This window comes from Paenibacillus sp. Soil766, assembly GCF_001428105.1.
Lineage (GTDB): Bacteria > Bacillota > Bacilli > Paenibacillales > NBRC-103111 > Paenibacillus_E.
In genome coordinates this window covers 202,222-221,417 of record NZ_LMSJ01000059.1, presented here as the reverse complement: position 1 = coordinate 221,417, position 19,196 = coordinate 202,222, and the positions used below count along the sequence as shown (strand labels likewise).

The following is a 19,196-nucleotide window of genomic DNA, read 5'->3' as shown; positions in this document are numbered from 1 at the left end:
GTGCACTTGTATGGCCAGAGCCGCTTTACAAGGGTTGACCGGACGACAAAAGGCAGCCATTCTTTTGATCAGTTTAGGCCCTGAGGTTTCTGCACAAATTTTCAAGCATTTACGTGAAGAAGAAATTGAACAATTAACTCTTGAAATAGCGAATGTGCGTAAAGTAGACACCTTAGAAAAGGATGCAATTCTAGCTGAGTTTCATCAAATTTGTTTGGCACAAGAATTTATTTCACAAGGTGGTATCGCCTATGCCAAGGATATTTTGGAGAAAGCACTAGGCTCACAGAAAGCGCTTGATATTATCAATCGCTTGACAGCTACACTTCAAGTTAGACCGTTTGACTTTGCACGGAAAGCAGACCCAGCACAAATTCTCAACTTCATTCAGAATGAGAATTCTCAGACTATTGCACTCGTATTATCTTATCTGCAAGCCGAACAAGCATCTATCATCTTGTCGTCACTCCCGCAGGAGAAACAAGCTGATGTTGCTAAGCGGATTGCACTTATGGATAGTACATCACCTGAAGTTATTTCGCAGGTTGAACGCGTGCTAGAGCAGAAGCTTTCTTCGACCGTTACACAAGATTATACAAATGCTGGTGGTATCGCATCTATCGTTCAAATCTTGAATGGTGTCGATCGCGGAACAGAACGAACGATTCTAGATTCATTAGAAATCCAAGATCCAGAGCTTGCTGAAGAAATTAAGAAACGGATGTTCGTATTTGAAGATATTGTTAATATCGACAATCGTTCCATTCAACGGATTATTCGCGATATTGAAAATGCTGATTTACAGCTTGCACTTAAAGTTGCGAGTGAGGAAGTCCGTGATGTGTTATTCAAAAATATGTCCAAGCGTATGGCAGAGACTTTCAAAGAAGAAATGGAATTTATGGGACCTGTACGACTACGTGACGTGGAAGAAGCACAAACCCGTATCGTGGCTACGATCCGTCGTTTAGAAGAGTCGGGTGAAATCATCATCGCACGTGGTGGAGGAGATGATATTATTGTCTAATGTCATTAAATCATTCGCATATTATCCAATTGAAGATAAAAAGATTGTTGAGACGATTTCATTTCTTACAGCGATTAAGACAGACACGCCATCTGTTGATGATGGTATCTCTGAGGAAATGCAAATTGAGATCAATGATGCAACCTTACTAAAGAATCAAATTTTGGAGGATGCAGAAGCATTTGCCAGCGAACAGATTGAAGAGGCAAAGCGAGAGTGTGCCTTAATCCGCCAAGAAACTGAAAGAGACATTGCAAGCTGGTGGGAAAGTAAGCGCGCTGAGGATGTAGAGTTAGTGAACTTATCTAAGCAAGCTGGATATGATGATGGTTATGGTCAAGGCGTCATTCAAGCGGAAAGTGCTCTTCGAAAAGAGTATGATGATATGCTTGCTGAAGCTAGTTCGATTCTTGAACAGTCATATAAGCTGAAGCAACAAATCATCCAAGAGTCGGAACCATTTCTAATTGAATTAAGCACATCTATCGCAGAAAAGATTATTGCGCGTCAACTTTCTCTCGAGCCTGGTTGGGTGATAGAGTTCATTCAAAAAGTACTTGCACGCAGACGTGAAAAAGGAATTATCACCTTATGTGTAGCGCCTTCTCAATTTGCATATATCCAGGATGCAAGAGAAGAATTGATCACGTCGATTGATTCGCAGGCAGAGCTCGAAATTATTCCGGATTCTTCGGTGCAAGATCAAGGATGTGTTATACGGTCTTCGTACGGAAGCATCGATGCTAGACTAGATACGCAGCTGAAAGAAATTAAGTCAGCGCTTCAGCAACTGGCCGTACAAAGTGAGGAATCCTAATGACACAGACGTCGATCCCGAACGTGGATAAATACAAAGAAGTTTTACAAACGATTGATCCAATTAGGGTAAACGGTAAGGTGACGCAAGTTATTGGACTTACAGTTGAATCTGAGGGACCTGATGTCAGTATAGGTGATCTGTGTTATATCTATCCGCATAAATCAAATAAACCATTAAAAGCAGAAGTGGTTGGTTTTCGAAGCAATAAAGTTATTTTAATGCCGCTTGGCGATCTTGATGCTATCGGTCCTGGTTGCGATGTTGTTGGCACAGGAAAACCATTAACAGTCCAGGTTGGACATGAGTTGTTGGGAAAAGTTTTAGACGGTCTAGGTCAACCATTAGATGGTTCTTATCTGCCTTCTAGGATGGCGCAGTATTCGACAAATAATACACCGAGCAATCCATTAACACGTCCACGTGTTCTCAATCCAATTTCAGTTGGCGTACGCTGTATCGACGGATTATTGACAATCGGTAAAGGGCAGCGTGTTGGTATTTTTGCAGGTTCTGGTGTTGGGAAAAGTACTTTAATGGGTATGATTGCACGAAATACTTCAGCAGATGTCAATGTCATTGCTCTCATTGGAGAGCGCGGCAGAGAAGTGTTGGATTTCATAGAACGTGATCTTGGTCCAGAGGGGTTGGCTAGATCAGTTGTAATTGTGGCAACATCTGACCAACCTGCATTAATTCGGATTAAAGGCGCAATGATTGCAACAAGTATTGCTGAATATTTTCGAGATCGCGGCTTAAATGTCATGATGATGATGGATTCCGTAACACGATTTGCTATGGCGCAACGTGAAGTGGGACTAGCCGTTGGTGAACCCCCAGCTACGCGTGGATACACGCCTTCGGTGTTCGCTATGCTGCCTAGACTATTAGAACGTTCAGGTACAGGTGCGAAGGGCTCTATTACTGCATTTTACACCGTGCTTGTCGACGGTGATGATATGAACGAGCCGATTGCAGATGCTGTCCGAGGAATCTTAGATGGTCATATCGTTCTGAATCGCAGTATTGCGAACAAAGGTCATTATCCTGCAATCGATGTATTATCAAGTGTCAGTCGAGTTATGAAAGAAATCGTGCCAACAGAACATATGGAAGCTGCCGATCAACTTAAGCGTCTTCTCTCTATATATAAAGATTCGGAAGATCTTATTAATATCGGGGCGTATCAGAAAGGTTCTAATCCTAATATCGATATAGCAATGGAAAATATCGAAGCCATTTGGAATTTCACGAAACAACGAACAAGTGAAAAACTAACATACGAAGAAGCGCAAGAGCGATTAATCCAAGAATTTTATAAGGGATGAGGGTCCTAGATGAGTTTTCGCTACTCTTTCCAGCAAATTGTCGATCTGAAGAATAATGAACGAACTCAAGCAGAATGGATTTTATCTGAGGCAATGGGGCAGTTACGGAATGAAGAAACGAGCTTACATGGATTGTTCGAGCAGAAGGAAAATTTGCACAATGAAATGATTCAAGCAACTAACCATTCTGTGTCAATATCGAACATGCTTCTCATGCAAAGTTACATGAATCATGTGGATAAACAAATTGCTCGAAAGCATCAGGATGTTAAACAAGCGAAACATATCGTGACTGAGAAGCAAGAACATTTGTCGGTGAAAATGATAGATGAAAAGGTATGGACCAAAGCAAGAGAAAAAGCGCATAACCAATTCCAAGTCATGATCGCTAAAAAAGAGCAAGATGCTCTTGATGAAATGGCCACGAATCGTTTCAGGCGTTTATCGTATTAAGCTAGAAAAGGAGGGACGAAGAGATGGCCGATACAAGCGTAGAGGGTGCATCTTATAGTGCACTGGAGCGATTTTTGATATGGTTTGTCATCCCCTTTGTGTTTACGGCAGTTCTACTCTTCGTGCTGCTTTCCATTTTTGATTATGATATCAAAAGTAGTATTCAAAAAGCATTGCACAATACGCCTGTCGTTGGATTAATAGTACCAGCACCGAAAGAAACTGCACCTGTGACTGCAGAAGGTAAAGCAACATCCTCGGAGCAAAGCGCAAAGGTTCAAGATGATGAGATTGCGAAGCTGAATGCCCGTGTAAATGAATTGACAGCAGCATTGCAAAAAGCAGATTCGACGACTGAGAATAAAGACGTTTCTCTAAAGGCAGCTGTTGCAAAGGTTGCCGAACTTGAGGAGAAATTAAAAGATAAAACTCAATCAGAAGAAGAATACACGAATCAAATCACACAGCTTGCCAATATGTACGCAAAAATGACGCCAAGTAAAGTTGCACCTATTATTGAGGCATTGACTCCGAGCGAAATGGTGCTGGTGTTCTCTATGATGAAAGCAGATAATCGCGGAGCGATTCTTGAAAAAATGGATGCTGCTAAAGCGGCCGCTGCTTCCATCGGATTAAAAGATATCGTACCTGTTCGTGACAAAGAAATAGCTGCTTTACAAGAAAGATTAGCAACGAATAACACGAATGATGCCAAGGCAGCGACAAGTACGGTAAGTACTTCAGATCTTGGACAAACTTTTGCAAATATGACACCAAAAAGTGCATCAAATGTTCTGCTTGAAATGAACAAATCAAATCCAGCCAAAGTGTTATCTATTCTAAGTGGGATGGATAACTCATCACGTTCTAAAGTGATGTCCGCCCTCTCAGATGCTGATAAGGAAATGGCAGCTTCCATTGCTGCAAAGCTTGTTCCGTAACTTGCAAGTAAATTAGGAAGGGAGGTGAAATAAATGGACGTACAGATGACTTCAGTACCGGTAACACAACCAGGAGCACTAGCTGCAGGCAAAGGGACTTCCAAAGGAAATGGAACAACGGATAGCTTTTCAGCACTACTTTCTGGCCAAACGTCTCAGGAGAATGTACCAATGGTCGAAGATTCGACTTCAGAGTCTGAGCTTTCAATGAGCATGATGTTGCAAATGCTTCAAAACCTGGTAATGCCGATTCAAACGGATGTGGCTGATGTGGCTAAAGAATCAAAAACGATTTTGTCGGATGGTGCATTACCTGAGTTGCTGATAGAAGCAATGAATAGTAATCCTTCACTAGCTGACAAGTTATTGCAAGATCCTAAAGTCAAAAAGTGGTTTGACGATGCAGAAGATTTATTAGCTGCACTGAGTAACACGCCAAACACACTCGGAGCTGGAAATCTTGCGATGTGGCAGCAGTCTACCAACAATTCATTGATTCTAACTGCACAAAGTACACTATTAACACTATCAACTTTATCCAAGCAACAACCTGATAATTCGATTCTAAACTTCTTGAATACAGAACTCGCGAATACGATTCAACCATTACTTCCAGAGATCTTAGCAGAAGTAGGAAACACTCAGAAGTTAACTGCTGGCGACGTATCTAATCTTGCAATGGAGTCAATTGTGCCTGTTAATGGAGCTAAAGATAACACTTCACCGAATGGGAGAATTGCTTCCAATAAGTACATAAACAAAAGTGAAAACGACTCGTTGCTAGATAGCAGTCTTTCCGTAAATCTGCAATCACTTCAACCAAAACAAGAGAAATTTGCAATTAAGCATGTTCCATCAGTTGTTAGTGAACAGTATTATGACATCTCGGAAACGACAAATCCACCACTTGTTGATTTACCTATTGAGACTACTTCGGGAACAAATTCGATTGTCACGATTGGTGATTTACAGAAATCTCAGCAAGCGACGATTGCAGCTGACAAAACGCCAGTACCGGTGTTAACAGCCGCTAATTTCACAGAAGAGATGACTACACATGTATTGAAAAACATGAAAATTACGATGTCTGAAGGGTTTTCTGAGGCAAAACTATCTTTGTTTCCAAAGAATTTGGGACATGTAGATGTGAAAATTTCTATGCATGATGGACAACTATTTGCCCAGTTTGCGGCCGATACCCTAGCAGGTAAACAAATGTTAGAAAGTCAGTTGCCTCAATTGCGTCAAGCGTTACTTACACAAGGCTTACAGGTTGAGAAACTAGAAGTTACTCAAAGCCCAAATATGTCTTCGAGCATGTTCCAAGAACAACGTCAATCGCAAAGCTTCAATCAATCACAACAACAAACCAAAAATCGCTCGAGTGAAGTTGAAGTGGATGCTACCCATTTTAAAGAAGATATGGAACAAATTGCACAGCTGCGCAATAATGCAAACGGTAATTCCTTCGATGTCATTGCCTAAATGGAAGTAGAATGAATTGTTGGAGGTGAATGTATGGCTTCAAACCCAATCGTTGGTAATGTAACTGATCTGATCAATACAGGGAATAATGCGAAAACCAAGGATAAAAATAGTACGACTTTGGGCAAGGATGATTTCCTGAAAATTTTGATTACACAGCTTCAGAATCAAGATCCAACACAGCCTTTACAGGACAAAGAGTTTATCGCACAAATGGCACAATTTACTTCAGTTGAGCAATTAACGAATATGGCTAGTGAAATGAAGCTGATGAGGCAATCCTTAGGATTTGTGTCTGGTTTGATTGGCAAGTCCATCTCGTGGACGGGAACAGATTCTTCAGGTATTGAGACTGAGATGTCTGGCATAGTAGATTCGATAACTTTTAAAGATGGGAACCAATATGCCACTGTGAATGGCGCGGAAGTTTCCCTTGATAAGTTAAAGAAAATAGAAAATGCTGGGGACAGTCAATGACAGAGAGAATATCCATAGGTCAACTATATCCTAGTACGGTTTCACCTAGTTCAACGAGAAGAACGCCAACCCAGCAAGTACAGACTATTGGAAATCCTACTTTTCAAAAATTGTTCCAAGAACAATTCGTGAAATTTAGTCATCATGCTGAGGTTAGGTTAAAAGAACGCGGCATTCAACTCAAACCAGAACAAATTGAGAAAATGAACAATGCCATTGATAAAGCTGCCTCCAAAGGTGCCAAGGATGCGCTACTGATCTTAGCAGGGAATGGGTATATCGTAAATGTACCCAATCGAACCGTAGTGACTGCGTTAGATGGCCAAGCAATGAATGATCATGTGTTTACACAGATTGATAGCGCAATGATAATTTCGTAGATTTACAGGGCTCGACCGTATAGGAAGCCTGGAGTTGTGGATCGAAAGAAGCAACTCAAATTCATATTCTTACATCCGATTTAGGAGGCCACTTCATGTTAAGATCTTTGTACTCAGGCGTTTCAGGTATGCGTGGTTTTCAAACGAAGTTAGACGTTATTGGAAATAATATCGCAAACGTCAATACCATCGGATTTAAAGGTAGCCGTGTTATGTTTAAAGACATTCTTAGCCAGACGGTCGCAGGTGTAAGTGCGCCAGATGAGAACCGAGGTGGCGTGAATGCTCAGCAAGTTGGTTTAGGTGTTAGTATAGCTGCTATTGATACGGTTCATACAGCTGGTAGTGCAATGACAACGAATGTAGTAACAGATCTACGTGTGAATGGTGATGGTTTCTTCGCAGTTGGAACAGTAGAACAAGCTACACCGTTTTTAACTAGAGCGGGGAACTTTACTGTTGATCCTAACAGGAACCTTGTAAATTCTGAGGGGCTTCATGTTATGGGCGCCGAGGATGCAGGTCCCATTGTGATTCCAGAAGGTATCGTCTCATTCTCGATTGCACAAAATGGTGACATCATTGGCGTCAATGCAGATGGAGAAACAGTTAATACAGGGCAACGAGTTGGCGTTGTGAAAGTAATCAACCCTGCTGGTCTTGAGAAAATCGGTGGGAACTTGTATCAAATGACTGCAAACGCAAATCCAGAGCCCGAAATAACAGTTGGATCACCTGGTGATCCAGAAACGGGAACAGGAACACTTGTCTCTGGGCAACTAGAAATGTCTAACGTTGACTTAACTGGTGAATTCACTGAAATGATTATTGCACAGCGTGGTTTCCAAGCTAACTCCAGAATTATTACAACTTCCGATCAAATTCTGCAAGAGGTTGTAAATCTTAAGCAATAATGAGTAATTGATTGACAAGAGGGGGGCTTAGCTCCCCTTACCCTGATTCAGGAGGAGAAGGATGATTTCTCTCACTCGCTTAAATGGTAGACCGATTATCTTGAATGCAATTTTGATCGAGCTTATCGAAGAAACTCCGGATACCATGATTACATTGACGACAGGCAAGAAAATCACAGTTCTCGAAAAGGCAGAGGTTGTGGTAAGCTTAGTGCGGACCTACATGCAAGACATTGGTTCCGTCCGAGCGACAATACAGTCCAGGGATACGGAGGGTTCATAAGTGTTTAAGAACAAAATATTTATACTCATTGTTTCCATCCTTATTGCTATCACACTAATTCTCACTGCAGCATTTGTGTTGTGGAATTTTATGGAGAAGAAAAGTGAATCCACAGATCCTGCTGTGAAGGCTCAGGATGCTGTTGCGAGTGTGAAGCCTACGAAAGCGCCATCTGCAGAGACTGTTAAGGCTAACACATCTATCATTAAGGATATTTTAACGAATTTATCAGGCAGTCAGAATTTCATTAAAATAAGCTTTGCTTTTGAAATGGAAAATTCAAAGGCCAAAGCTGAATTCGATAGTTTGCTCGATTCAGCCGTTAAGGGAACGATAGTCCAGATCCTTGGTGATATGACAAAGGAGCAAATTGAAGGAAGCAAAGGGTCAGATAGTTTAACTTCTACAATAATGAACAAACTAAACCCATTATTGCATGAAGGTAAAATCAAACAAATTTGGATTACTGATAAAGTGCTACAGTAACTCGTAAATGATTTTGCTCAAAGGAGGTGACTCGAATGGTTGATGTTTTATCGCAAAATGAGATCGATGCCTTGCTAGCTGCGTTGTCCTCTGGGGAAATGGATGCAGATGAACTTAAGAAAGAGGATACTCAGAAGAAGGTAAGGGCTTATGATTTTAAGAGAGCAGTGCGCTTTTCGAAAGATCATATACGTAGTTTAACTCGAATTCATGAAAATTTCGCACGTTTCTTAACAACCTATTTTTCAGCGCAACTGCGTACTTTCGTGCAAATCAGTGTGGTTCAAGTTGAACAATTGCCTTATGATGAATTTATTCGATCGATCCCGAAAATGACCATTTTGAACATCTTTGAAGCAGAGCCTTTAGAGGGTCGAATGGTACTTGAGGTACATCCCAATGTTGCCTTTGCTATGTTGGATCGATTACTAGGCGGAGCAGGTACGACGCCAACTAAAATTAATGCACTAACCGAGATTGAAACGATTGTTATGGAGCGTATTTTCAGTCGAGCATTTGATAGCTTGCAAGAAGCTTGGAAGACCGTTATTGATATTCAACCTCGTTTAGAGGCACTAGAAACGAATCCGCAGTTTATGCAAATTGTTTCTCCCAATGAAACGATTGCATTAATATCGCTGAGCACCAAAATCGGGGACACAACGGGTATGATCAACCTATGTATTCCTCATGTTGTAATTGAACCTATCATGCCTCGGCTGTCTGTGCATCACTGGTTTGTTTCCCAGAAGAAGACGAGAGCACCTGAAGAAGTGGAAGCACTTCAATCCCGCTTGGAAAAAACCAAGTTACCTCTCATTGCAGAATTGGGATCGTCTGAAATTTCTATTCGTGATTTCTTAGGATTAACAATTGGCGATGTAATCCCTCTGCATAAATCCGTCGAAGATTCGCTTCAAGTCAAAGTGGGCGAGAAGCTGAAATATCTCGGAAGCCCTGGTACCGTAAAAGGGAAGATGGCTGTACAAATTACAGAAATCGTGAATGAAGGAGAAGAAGAATATGATGAATAACAGAGATTATTTGTCGCAGGAAGAGATCGACGCTTTATTGAGACAATCATCTGAAGAAAGTTCTGTCTCTTCATTTCATGGGCCTCCGCAAGTAGAAGATTTTTTATCCCCACTCGAGCAGGATGCACTTGGGGAAATAGGTAATATTACATTCGGCAGCGCCGCGACAGCGTTGTCTACGCTTTTGGGCAAGAAAGTAGATATTACGACACCTAAGGTGTCAGTCATCGGTAAAGAAGAATTGGAAGAACAGTTTCCAAGACCTCATGTTGCCGTACATGTGAACTATGTAGATGGGTTCGATGGCATTAACTTGCTAGTTATCCAAACCAAAGATGCTCAAGTTATCGCTGATCTTATGATGGGTGGAGACGGCACTGGCGGTGATGAAAATCTTAGTGAAATTCATATCAGTGCGGTACAAGAAGCTATGAATCAGATGATGGGTTCATCAGCTACATCCATGTCTACCATATTTAATCGATTTGTCAATATCTCTCCACCAGGAATCGACATATTAAATTTGTCGAAAGGAGAAGGAAAACTGCCTGACGAGGACGTATTTATAAAGATATCGTTCCGACTTGCCATTGGCGATCTTATTGATTCCAATATTATGCAGTTGTTGCCTGTTCCTTTCGCCAAAGAAATGGTATCGATCTTAATGGGTGGTGGTGATACTGAATCAGCAATGGAAGCTGCACCGGCGGCTCAAGCACCACCAGTCGTAGCTCCACCTGTGCAAGAAGCTCCTAAATCGCAACCAGCACCAATGTATGAGCAACCTGTGTACCAACAACCAATGTATGAGCAACCGATGTATCAGCAGCCCCCAATGGGTCAGCCGATGTATCCGCCACAACAACCGATGTATCCACCGCAGCAGCCGATGTATCAACAACAGCCTCCAGCTGCGTTTGGTGGAATGCCAAATCGTAATGTGAATGTTCAACCTGTTCAGTTTGGTAATTTACAATCAGGCTCATACACGCAAGCTGATGATACAAACCTGAATTTACTTCTCGACATACCACTTAAGGTAACTGTAGAATTGGGCAGAACGAATAAGGTGATTAAAGACATCTTAGAACTGTCTCAGGGGTCTATTATTGAGTTGGACAAGCTTGCTGGTGAACCGGTAGACATCTTGGTGAATAATAAGTTGATAGCCAAAGGTGAAGTTGTAGTTATCGATGAGAATTTTGGGGTTCGTGTAACTGACATTGTTAATCAATGGGAACGAATTCAAAAATTACAATAATTTAATTTTAGGGGGATATTTTCAATGTCTAACCGTATTCTAATTGTGGATGATGCAGCTTTTATGAGAATGATGATTCGTGATATTTTATCTAAAAATGGTTATGAAGTATGTGGCGAGGCGAATGATGGAGCTCAAGCTATCGAAAAATATAAAGAGTTGAAACCAGATTTAATTACGATGGATATCACGATGCCAGAAATGGACGGCATTCAAGCATTAAAAGAAATTAAGAAAATTGAACCAAACGCGAAAGTAATTATGTGTTCTGCGATGGGTCAACAAGCTATGGTTATTGATGCCATTCAAGCAGGGGCGAAAGACTTCATCGTTAAACCATTCCAAGCTGATCGCGTTATCGAAGCTATCAAAAAGACTCTAGGTTAAACCGTTCGGATTCGGTTGAGTCTTACATAAACCGAAAGGGTTGTTATTATGAAAAGACTTCAATCGAATAAAGCATACTTAACTATTCTCAGTTGTATGGCCATGCTCTACACAAGTAATGTTGTAAATGCCGAGACAGAACCGAATAAAGAGGATCCTATGTCTGATTATCCGAGTTCGATGGGATCAGCGGATTCAGTATTGATGGTTGTTAAGGTAATTTTGGTACTTGCATTTATCATTATTCTTTTTTATGTACTGATGAGGTATGTGGCTAAGAAAAATAAAGGTACAATGTTTGGGAACTCGATTCGTTCTTTAGGGGGAGTTCCCCTTGGTCAAAATAAATCCATTCAAATTGTAGAGATTGGGCATTCGCTCTTCGTTGTTGGCGTTGGTGAGAACATTCAGTTATTGGATAAAATCATTGACGCCGATGAAGTAGCTTATATCACAGATCTCTTACATTCATCGCAGGATGATCGAATGGGCTTTGGCACAATAAGCAAGTGGATCAGCAAGCTCCCACGAAAGAAGAACGATATAGAAGAGGAAGTAGAGATTACTTCTTCGTTTCAACAAGTATTTCATGATAAATTAAAGCGTGTAACAGATCGGAATAAGAATGTTGAAGAATGGTTGTCTGATCAAAAACAAACAGATCGGTTGAATGAAGAATGAAAAGAAATAAAATAATTGGTTTATTGCTGCTCACTGTGATATCCATGTTCCTACTGTCATTAACTGCTTCTGCTGCCGAAACGGATCTAACGAACCCGATTCCAGGTTTAAATGTCAATATTGGGACGAGCACAGCAACGGGGGGATCATCGAATACCGTAACGCTCCTTTTGTTACTAACGGTATTAAGTCTAGCCCCATCTTTTCTAATTTTAATGACGAGTTTTACACGAATAGTGATTGTATTGGGTTTTGTTCGAACGTCATTAGGAACTCAACAAATGCCACCTAATCAGGTTTTAATCGGACTCGCTCTGTTTTTAACCTTTTTTATTATGTCTCCTACTTTAGGGGAAGTTAATCAGACAGCACTTCAGCCTTATTTAAAAGGTGAAATCAATCAAACTCAGGCTTTTCAAACGGCATCTTTGCCTATGAAGAAGTTTATGTTTAAACATACTCGTCAGAAAGATTTGAAGCTGTTTCTCGATTATTCCAAAGCAAAAGCTCCTACAGGTGTTGAAGACATACCTCTCACATCTCTAGTACCTGCCTATGCCATAAGTGAATTAAAATCAGCGTTCCAAATGGGATTCATGATTTTCATTCCATTCTTGGTCATAGATATGGTTGTATCTAGCACGTTAATGGCAATGGGGATGATGATGCTCCCGCCCGTGATGATTTCACTTCCATTCAAAATCCTTCTTTTTATTCTTGTAGATGGTTGGTATCTTGTGGTGAGATCGTTACTCTTAAGCTACGGTTAATAACCAAGATATCGGAGGGAATCTAGATGGGTTCGGAGTTTGTAATACGAATTGCTGGCGAGGCTGTGTACACCGTTCTTAAAGCTAGTGCGCCAATGCTGCTAATTGGATTAATTGTTGGTTTAGCCATTAGTATTTTTCAGGCAACGACACAGATTCAAGAGCAAACACTTGCCTTTGTTCCAAAAATCGTTGCTGTATTGTTTTCAATCCTTATCTTTGGATCATGGATAATGAATACTTTAGTTGATTTTACCTTTAATCTACTCAACAATCTTTACAAATTCGTTGGTTAGGTTGTGAGTAAAATGCCAGCAATTATTCAAATGATCCCTATTTTTCTGCTTATTTTTTGTCGAATTACATCTTTTTTTGTCGTGGTCCCTATACTTTCTTCTAGAAATATTCCAATGGTGTTTAAAGTGGGACTTTCCATTTTTATATCATTGATTATTTTCGCGACGTTGGGGATGGAGAAGTCCGTACCTATTGATGGTGTTTACTTGCTTTTGATTATTCGTGAAATGCTAATTGGGATCATATTAGGTTTTATTGCTTATTTATTCTTCACGGTTGTTCAAACTGCTGGTTCATTTATGGATATGCAAATTGGATTTAGTATGGCCAGTGTAATTGACCCTTTAACAGGTGCTTCAACGCCAATGCTCGGCAACTTGAAGTATATGATTGCCGTTCTATTGTTCCTGTCCTTTGACGGTCATCATTTCTTAATCAGGGCGATAATAGACAGTTATAAATGGGTGCCAATTGATAACGCATTGTTTAGTCGCATTTACGAAGGACAAATCTCAGATTTTTTATTTAAATCACTCTCCAAAATGTTTTATCTGTCTTTCCAACTCGCAGCTCCCATCGTTGCAGCATTATTTCTAACTGATTTAGGTTTAGGTCTTCTGACAAGGGTTGCACCACAATTTAATATTTTTGTAATTGGGGCGCCGCTTAAAATGATTCTTGGATTTTTCCTGCTTGTCATTGTATTCCCAGGGTTAATTTCACAATTTCAGCAATTGTTCGGTATTATGTTTGACTATATGGAGCAAATGCTTCATATTATTGGCGGGTCGCCGCAGATAACACCTAAGTAGGAGGAGTACCGTGTCCCAACAACTTCGTTTACAACTTGATTTACAATGGTTTGCTGGGGAAAAAACGGAGCCTGCTACTGCCAAGAAAAGACAAGATGCCAGAAATAAGGGTCAAGTTGCAAAAAGTATGGACTTGCCCGCGGCTTTCATTTTACTTTTTTCATTTGTGGCATTTCTAATGTTTGGTTCTTTTATGAAAGGAAGAATTATTCATATCTTTCGGGATGTATATGAGAATCAATTAGGCATGGATTTAACAGTAGGTAACGTACAAGTGTTATTCACGGATTTAACGAAACAAGGCTTGATCATTTTGTCTCCAATCTTTTTACTAGTCGTTCTGATCGCTTTCATAGCAAACTACGCGCAAATTGGTTTTATGTTCATCGGAGAGCCTTTAATGATGAAGTTTGACAAGATTAATCCGATCAGTGGTTTTAAACGGATTTTTTCGCTGCGAACAGTGATGGATTTTCTAAAGTCGACTTTGAAAATGTTGATCATCGGCTATGCGGTTTATACTACATTAATGGCGCAAAAAGCAAGGCTGTTAGGGCTTGGGCATACACCTTTGGAGAATACATTTTCCTTTATTGCTTCGGTTACGCTAAGTTTAGGAATCAAAATCGGTGCTATTCTAATCGTTTTAGCGATTTTTGATTTTATTTATCAAAAATATGAGCATGAAAAAAGTCTTAAAATGTCCAAACAGGATATTAAAGATGAGTATAAGAAAAGTGAAGGCGATCCTCTCATCAAGGGGAAGATTCGTGCCAAACAACGTCAAATGGCCATGCAACGAATGATGCAGGAAGTTCCTAAGGCCGATGTTATCATAACCAACCCAACTCACTTCGCAGTAGCATTGAAATATGATGCGAAAGATATGCAGGCTCCAACGGTTATTGCAAAAGGGGCAGATTATGTTGCCTTAAAAATTAAAGAAGTCGCCAAACAGAATGGCGTTATGACAATGGAAAATAAGCCGCTTGCTCGAGCGATTTTTGCACAGGTTGAGATTGGTGATGCTATTCCAGCGGATTTATTCCAAGCTGTTGCAGAAGTACTAGCGTATGTATATAAGATAAAGGGTAAGACGAATTAACGTAGAGGGAGGTGCAATCTGATGAAAATCAAAGATTTATTAGTTCTAATTGGTATTATTGGCATCGTGTTGATGATGATTGTACCTGTTCCTATCCCTTTGCTGGACTTTTTACTTATTATTAATATTTCGATTGCATTAATGATTATCCTAGTTGCCATGAATACGCAAGAAGCACTCCAGTTCTCGATATTCCCCTCTTTGCTACTGATAACTACGCTCTTTCGATTGGCATTAAACGTGTCAACAACTCGTAATATTTTGGCGCATGCTGAAGCAGGCGACGTGGTCAGAACTTTTGGTTCATTTGTTGCTCAGGGCAATATCGTCGTGGGATTCGTTGTGTTTCTCATCCTTGTCTTAGTGCAATTTATTGTTATTACCAAAGGTTCTGAGCGCGTGGCCGAGGTTGCGGCTAGATTTACGTTGGATGCGATGCCAGGTAAGCAAATGAGTATTGATGCTGATTTGAACGCTGGCCTAATTAATGAGGTTCAAGCTAGAGAACGAAGACAGAAGATTGAACGCGAAGCTGACTTCTATGGTGCCATGGATGGTGCCAGTAAATTCGTCAAAGGTGATGCGATCGCCGGGATCATTATCCTCGTCATCAATCTAATTGGTGGATTTATCATCGGGATGACGATGAAAGGGATGGATTTTCAAGATGCTTTGCAAACGTTCTCGATTCTGACAATCGGGGATGGATTGGTCAGTCAGATCCCTGCACTATTAATTTCTACTGCCGCGGGTATCATTGTAACGCGAGCATCGTCTGAAGGAAATTTAGGACACGATGTAACGAAACAATTAACGGCTCAACCTAAGTTATTGTACATTGTTGCCGGTACATTGGTTGTATTAGGTACTTTTACTCCGATCCATTGGTTTACAACGTATCCGATAGCTGCTTTATTGGTGTATGCCGCATTAAAAATGCAAAAGAATTTGGAAAAAGAAGCGATTAAAGAAGAGCAATTGGTTGAAGAAAAGCAGATTGAGGAAGTACGAAGTCCAGAAAGTGTCATTTCCTTGCTTCAAGTTGATCCGATTGAGTTTGAGTTTGGTTATGGTCTAATCCCTCTTGCTGATACACAGCAGGGCGGCGATTTACTAGATCGGATTATTTTAATACGTCGTCAATGTGCTTTAGAGCTTGGTGTTGTAGTTCCTGTCATTCGAATTCGCGACAATATCCAATTAAGACCTAATGAGTATATCATCAAAATTAAAGGCAATACGGTTGCACGCGGCGAACTACTTTTAAATCACTATTTGGCCATGAGTCCCGGTTTTGATGATGATTCGATTTCAGGTATTGAAACAACGGAACCAGCATTCGGGTTACCTGCAATTTGGATTGATGAAGTAAACAAAGAGAGAGCTGAGCTATCCGGCTATACAGTCGTAGATCCTCCTTCTGTAGTTGCAACGCATTTAACAGAAATCATTAAGAAACATATTCATGAACTCTTGGGTCGTCAGGAAACGAAGGCGCTTATCGAAAATGTAAGAGAATCGTATCCTGCTCTTGTGGATGATTTAATTCCATCTGTGTTAACTGTAGGAGATATTCAGAAAGTGTTATCTAAGCTTCTCCGTGAGAAAATATCTGTTCGTGACTTGGTCACAATCTTAGAAACACTTGCGGATTATGGTACGTATACGAAAGATCCTGAGATTTTAACTGAGTATGTGAGACAGTCGCTATCACGGCAAATCACGCAGCAGTTTACATCACATGGAGATTCTCTGAAAGTAATAACCGTTGGCCCTTCGGTAGAGAAGAAAATAGCAGATTCCGTACAGCAATCAGATCAAGGTAGTTATTTGGCACTTGATCCTTCATCATCACAAATTATTTATCATCGTGTAACTGAGCAAGTTACGAAATTAATCCAATCGGGACAGCAACCAGTCATCCTAACTTCACCAACGATTCGGATGTATGTTAGACAGCTTTTAGAACGAACTCTACAAGATATACCAGTTCTTTCTTATAGCGAACTAGAGCCTAGCGTTGAAATCCAAAGCATGGGGGTAGTCAATTTATGAGAGTAAAAAGATATGTTGTTGATTCCATGCCAGACGCTTTGCAAAAAATTCGTACAGATCTTGGTAAGGATGCGGTAATTCTGAATACGAAAGAAATCCGGACTGGCGGTTTTCTTGGCATGTTTGGGAAGAAAAAGATAGAAGTCATTGCCGCAATTGACGATACTAATGCGAAACCTGCGCCTGCTCCTCAACGAGTAGCCGCCCAAATGCCACCGCAGCCCAAGGTGAATAGTCAGGTAGCTCAAATTAAAACTAGTTATCAATCTGATTTTCCGGATGTACCTGATGTAATAGTACCTGTGGCAATGAAGAACGAACCAGTAGCGGTTAGTGCCGTTCCTCAAGCGGAGAGAGTTATGAATCCTGCTGGGCATCAAGCCTATTCACCATCATCTATTCAATCAGCAGCCAGGGCGTCGGTCAAAGATGAACAGGTTATGGATGAACTCAAACAAATGAAAGAAATGATGAAGAAGCTTACACAAGTTACTGACGGGGATAAGCTACCAGAACCGTTGCAAAAGCTTGAGCAGAGACTATATGACCAAGAAGTAAATCCAGCACTTGTACGCCAGATTATGGATGAGGTTATGGCAGATTTTCAACTTGCAGATGAACCTGTTACAGAAGAAAATGCTCAACAACTTGTTCGTTCGAAATTAGGCGAGATTTTCCAAACAGATCACAGTAAGCATATATCAACACAAACTCGCGTTGTTCACTTCGTTGGACCCACTGGTGTTGGTAAAACGACCACAATAGCGAAGTTGGCCGCGGAACAAGTATTGAAATATCATCGTAAAGTTGGATTCATTACTTCAGACACTTATCGAATTGCTGCGATCGAACAGCTTAAAACATATGCAACCATATTAAATGTGCCACTTGAAGTTGTATTTTCACCGCAGGATTTGACGAAAGCATTTCAAAATTTAGCAGAATGCGACATCATTTTCATGGATACAGCTGGACGTAACTTCCGTAACGAGATGTATGTTTCAGAATTGAATTCATTATTGAAGACGCAAGGAAATAGTGAAACGATACTCGTATTAAGTTTAACGACTAAATATCGTGATTTGCGGGCCATTACGAATAATTTCAGTAAATTCAAAATGGACAAGGTTCTCTTTACCAAGATGGATGAAACGGATTCCTATGGAGCCATTTTGAATGTTGTTCATGAGTTTTCACTCAAGCTTTCGTATGTGACAAATGGGCAGAGTGTACCTGATGATATCGCGGAAATGAACGAGTGGCAAATCATTGATTTGTTATTGGAGGAACCTAGAACATGAAGGATCAAGCAGAAGGGTTGCGGAATCTGGTTCAGACACAGGGTGATAAAGGCACAAGAACAACCAGGATTATTACCGTAACCAGTGGTAAGGGTGGCGTAGGTAAATCCAATTTTACGCTAAACTTCGCTTTATCACTGCAGTCTTTGGGCTACAAGGTGCTTGTATTCGATGCAGATATTGGACTCGCTAATATTGACGTATTAATGGGGGTTTCTTCTACTTATAGTCTATATCACCTATTAAAGAAAGATAAGACGATTTGGGAAATCATCCAAAAGGGGACTAATGATTTAGAGTTCATCGCAGGTGGATCTGGTTTTAATGACTTACTGCGATTAACGGAAGAAGAATTAGATTATTTTGCGGAACAAGTTATGCAACTGAACGGCTATGTTGATTTTATTATTTTTGATACAGGTGCTGGTCTGTCCAAAGAAACGCTAAAATTCATACTTGCAGCTGAAGAAGCCATCGTGGTTACGACGCCTGAGCCAACATCCATTACAGATGCCTATGCCATTATCAAGATGGTGAATTCAATGGGACACGATGTTTCATTTAAACTCGTTATTAATCGGGTTACAGATGCGCGAGAGGGCAAGCAGACAGCTGACAAAATTTCATTAGTAGCTAAACAATTTCTGAATATTACGATTCCAACTTTAGGGTTTGTTGATGATGATCCGGTTGTTTCTAAAGCTGTGAAAAGGCAAATTCCTTTCTCAATTGCATTTCCGTATTCAACGGCAACCAAGAGTATCAAAACACTTACCGATAATTATATTAAGGGATATCGCGTAATTGAAACACCTTCAACAGGTGTCAAGAGCTTTTTAAATAAAATGATGAAACTTTTGAAATAGGAATTTTGAAAAACGTGTCGAATAAGCAGATAGAGG

22 protein-coding genes are annotated in these 19,196 nt (G+C 40.5%); all 22 read left to right on the top strand.

The features are described 5' to 3' along the window. Positions 1 to 10 precede the first annotated feature (10 nt). The gene (gene fliG, locus ASG89_RS33720; RefSeq protein WP_057315705.1) at positions 11 to 1,027 is read left to right on the top strand and encodes a flagellar motor switch protein FliG; all 1,017 of its coding nucleotides are present in this window, start codon (positions 11 to 13) and stop codon (positions 1,025 to 1,027) included. Then, positions 1,020 to 1,844 carry a FliH/SctL family protein gene (locus ASG89_RS33715; RefSeq protein ID WP_057315704.1) on the top strand — a complete coding sequence of 275 codons (825 nt, stop codon included), beginning with the start codon at positions 1,020 to 1,022 and terminating at the stop codon, positions 1,842 to 1,844. The genes fliG and ASG89_RS33715 overlap by 8 nt, the downstream gene beginning before the upstream one ends. After that, complete coding sequence (fliI, locus tag ASG89_RS33710) at positions 1,844 to 3,172, top strand: flagellar protein export ATPase FliI (RefSeq protein WP_057315703.1); 1,329 nt, start codon at positions 1,844 to 1,846, stop codon at positions 3,170 to 3,172. The genes ASG89_RS33715 and fliI overlap by 1 nt, the downstream gene beginning before the upstream one ends. Before the next feature lie 9 nt (positions 3,173 to 3,181). Next, a complete protein-coding gene (gene fliJ, locus ASG89_RS33705) occupies positions 3,182 to 3,625 on the top strand; it encodes a flagellar export protein FliJ (protein ID WP_057315702.1) in 444 nt (147 codons plus the stop codon). Positions 3,626 to 3,648: 23 nt separating this feature from the next. Then, on the top strand, positions 3,649 to 4,566 hold the full coding sequence (locus tag ASG89_RS33700) for a MotE family protein (RefSeq protein ID WP_057315701.1): 918 nt from the start codon (positions 3,649 to 3,651) through the stop codon (positions 4,564 to 4,566). Positions 4,567 to 4,599: 33 nt separating this feature from the next. Further along, a complete protein-coding gene (locus ASG89_RS33695) occupies positions 4,600 to 6,051 on the top strand; it encodes a flagellar hook-length control protein FliK (protein ID WP_057315700.1) in 1,452 nt (483 codons plus the stop codon). Positions 6,052 to 6,084: 33 nt separating this feature from the next. Further along, positions 6,085 to 6,528, top strand: coding sequence for a flagellar hook assembly protein FlgD (flgD, locus tag ASG89_RS33690; protein ID WP_057315699.1), 444 nt, complete (start codon positions 6,085 to 6,087; stop codon positions 6,526 to 6,528). Next, positions 6,525 to 6,908, top strand: a complete 384-nt coding sequence (locus ASG89_RS33685) for a TIGR02530 family flagellar biosynthesis protein (RefSeq protein ID WP_057315698.1) — start codon at positions 6,525 to 6,527, stop codon at positions 6,906 to 6,908. Before flgD ends, ASG89_RS33685 begins: the two co-directional genes overlap by 4 nt. A 95-nt stretch (positions 6,909 to 7,003) precedes the next feature. Next, complete coding sequence (gene flgG / locus ASG89_RS33680) at positions 7,004 to 7,822, top strand: flagellar basal body rod protein FlgG (protein ID WP_057315697.1); 819 nt, start codon at positions 7,004 to 7,006, stop codon at positions 7,820 to 7,822. Between the two features lie 61 nt (positions 7,823 to 7,883). After that, a complete protein-coding gene (locus tag ASG89_RS33675; protein ID WP_057315696.1) occupies positions 7,884 to 8,105 on the top strand; it encodes a flagellar FlbD family protein in 222 nt (73 codons plus the stop codon). Continuing rightward, positions 8,106 to 8,591, top strand: coding sequence for a flagellar basal body-associated FliL family protein (locus ASG89_RS33670; RefSeq protein ID WP_057315695.1), 486 nt, complete (start codon positions 8,106 to 8,108; stop codon positions 8,589 to 8,591). It abuts the gene before it with no gap. 35 nt (positions 8,592 to 8,626) lie between these two features. Further along, entirely contained in the window at positions 8,627 to 9,625 is a 999-nt protein-coding gene (fliM, locus tag ASG89_RS33665) for a flagellar motor switch protein FliM (RefSeq protein WP_057315694.1), read from the top strand. Then, positions 9,618 to 10,886 (top strand): flagellar motor switch phosphatase FliY, encoded by a 1,269-nt coding sequence (gene fliY, locus ASG89_RS33660; RefSeq protein ID WP_057315766.1) that lies wholly within the window; start codon positions 9,618 to 9,620, stop codon positions 10,884 to 10,886. Before fliM ends, fliY begins: the two co-directional genes overlap by 8 nt. A gap of 24 nt (positions 10,887 to 10,910) precedes the next feature. Continuing rightward, complete coding sequence (locus ASG89_RS33655; protein WP_057315693.1) at positions 10,911 to 11,273, top strand: response regulator; 363 nt, start codon at positions 10,911 to 10,913, stop codon at positions 11,271 to 11,273. Between the two features lie 48 nt (positions 11,274 to 11,321). Then, positions 11,322 to 11,954: a flagellar biosynthetic protein FliO gene (locus ASG89_RS33650; RefSeq protein ID WP_157276909.1), complete on the top strand. Its 633-nt coding sequence runs from the start codon at positions 11,322 to 11,324 to the stop codon at positions 11,952 to 11,954. Then, on the top strand, positions 11,951 to 12,724 hold the full coding sequence (fliP, locus tag ASG89_RS33645) for a flagellar type III secretion system pore protein FliP (RefSeq protein WP_057315692.1): 774 nt from the start codon (positions 11,951 to 11,953) through the stop codon (positions 12,722 to 12,724). Before ASG89_RS33650 ends, fliP begins: the two co-directional genes overlap by 4 nt. 26 nt (positions 12,725 to 12,750) lie before the next feature. Continuing rightward, positions 12,751 to 13,020: a flagellar biosynthesis protein FliQ gene (fliQ, locus tag ASG89_RS33640; protein WP_057315691.1), complete on the top strand. Its 270-nt coding sequence runs from the start codon at positions 12,751 to 12,753 to the stop codon at positions 13,018 to 13,020. A gap of 12 nt (positions 13,021 to 13,032) precedes the next feature. After that, on the top strand, positions 13,033 to 13,833 hold the full coding sequence (gene fliR / locus ASG89_RS33635) for a flagellar biosynthetic protein FliR (RefSeq protein WP_057315690.1): 801 nt from the start codon (positions 13,033 to 13,035) through the stop codon (positions 13,831 to 13,833). A 10-nt stretch (positions 13,834 to 13,843) separates the two neighbouring features. Next, entirely contained in the window at positions 13,844 to 14,938 is a 1,095-nt protein-coding gene (gene flhB / locus ASG89_RS33630; RefSeq protein WP_057315689.1) for a flagellar biosynthesis protein FlhB, read from the top strand. Between the two features lie 21 nt (positions 14,939 to 14,959). Then, complete coding sequence (gene flhA, locus ASG89_RS33625; RefSeq protein WP_057315688.1) at positions 14,960 to 16,993, top strand: flagellar biosynthesis protein FlhA; 2,034 nt, start codon at positions 14,960 to 14,962, stop codon at positions 16,991 to 16,993. Next, entirely contained in the window at positions 16,990 to 18,294 is a 1,305-nt protein-coding gene (gene flhF / locus ASG89_RS33620; RefSeq protein ID WP_057315687.1) for a flagellar biosynthesis protein FlhF, read from the top strand. The genes flhA and flhF overlap by 4 nt, the downstream gene beginning before the upstream one ends. After that, complete coding sequence (locus ASG89_RS33615; protein ID WP_057315686.1) at positions 18,291 to 19,160, top strand: MinD/ParA family protein; 870 nt, start codon at positions 18,291 to 18,293, stop codon at positions 19,158 to 19,160. Before flhF ends, ASG89_RS33615 begins: the two co-directional genes overlap by 4 nt. The last annotated feature ends 36 nt before the right edge of the window (positions 19,161 to 19,196 follow it).

Excerpts from the sequence above, each read along its gene's own strand:
- fliG (WP_057315705.1), top strand. The coding sequence starts at position 11 with ATGGCCAGAGCCGCTTTACAAGGGTTGACCGGACGACAAAAGGCAGCC.
- fliI (WP_057315703.1), top strand. The coding sequence starts at position 1,844 with ATGACACAGACGTCGATCCCGAACGTGGATAAATACAAAGAAGTTTTA.
- fliJ (WP_057315702.1), top strand. The coding sequence starts at position 3,182 with ATGAGTTTTCGCTACTCTTTCCAGCAAATTGTCGATCTGAAGAATAAT.
- ASG89_RS33700 (WP_057315701.1), top strand. The coding sequence starts at position 3,649 with ATGGCCGATACAAGCGTAGAGGGTGCATCTTATAGTGCACTGGAGCGA.
- ASG89_RS33695 (WP_057315700.1), top strand. The coding sequence starts at position 4,600 with ATGGACGTACAGATGACTTCAGTACCGGTAACACAACCAGGAGCACTA.
- flgD (WP_057315699.1), top strand. The coding sequence starts at position 6,085 with ATGGCTTCAAACCCAATCGTTGGTAATGTAACTGATCTGATCAATACA.
- ASG89_RS33685 (WP_057315698.1), top strand. The coding sequence starts at position 6,525 with ATGACAGAGAGAATATCCATAGGTCAACTATATCCTAGTACGGTTTCA.
- flgG (WP_057315697.1), top strand. The coding sequence starts at position 7,004 with ATGTTAAGATCTTTGTACTCAGGCGTTTCAGGTATGCGTGGTTTTCAA.
- ASG89_RS33675 (WP_057315696.1), top strand. The coding sequence starts at position 7,884 with ATGATTTCTCTCACTCGCTTAAATGGTAGACCGATTATCTTGAATGCA.
- fliM (WP_057315694.1), top strand. The coding sequence starts at position 8,627 with ATGGTTGATGTTTTATCGCAAAATGAGATCGATGCCTTGCTAGCTGCG.
- fliY (WP_057315766.1), top strand. The coding sequence starts at position 9,618 with ATGAATAACAGAGATTATTTGTCGCAGGAAGAGATCGACGCTTTATTG.
- ASG89_RS33655 (WP_057315693.1), top strand. The coding sequence starts at position 10,911 with ATGTCTAACCGTATTCTAATTGTGGATGATGCAGCTTTTATGAGAATG.
- ASG89_RS33650 (WP_157276909.1), top strand. The coding sequence starts at position 11,322 with ATGAAAAGACTTCAATCGAATAAAGCATACTTAACTATTCTCAGTTGT.
- fliP (WP_057315692.1), top strand. The coding sequence starts at position 11,951 with ATGAAAAGAAATAAAATAATTGGTTTATTGCTGCTCACTGTGATATCC.
- fliQ (WP_057315691.1), top strand. The coding sequence starts at position 12,751 with ATGGGTTCGGAGTTTGTAATACGAATTGCTGGCGAGGCTGTGTACACC.
- fliR (WP_057315690.1), top strand. The coding sequence starts at position 13,033 with ATGCCAGCAATTATTCAAATGATCCCTATTTTTCTGCTTATTTTTTGT.
- flhA (WP_057315688.1), top strand. The coding sequence starts at position 14,960 with ATGAAAATCAAAGATTTATTAGTTCTAATTGGTATTATTGGCATCGTG.
- flhF (WP_057315687.1), top strand. The coding sequence starts at position 16,990 with ATGAGAGTAAAAAGATATGTTGTTGATTCCATGCCAGACGCTTTGCAA.
- ASG89_RS33615 (WP_057315686.1), top strand. The coding sequence starts at position 18,291 with ATGAAGGATCAAGCAGAAGGGTTGCGGAATCTGGTTCAGACACAGGGT.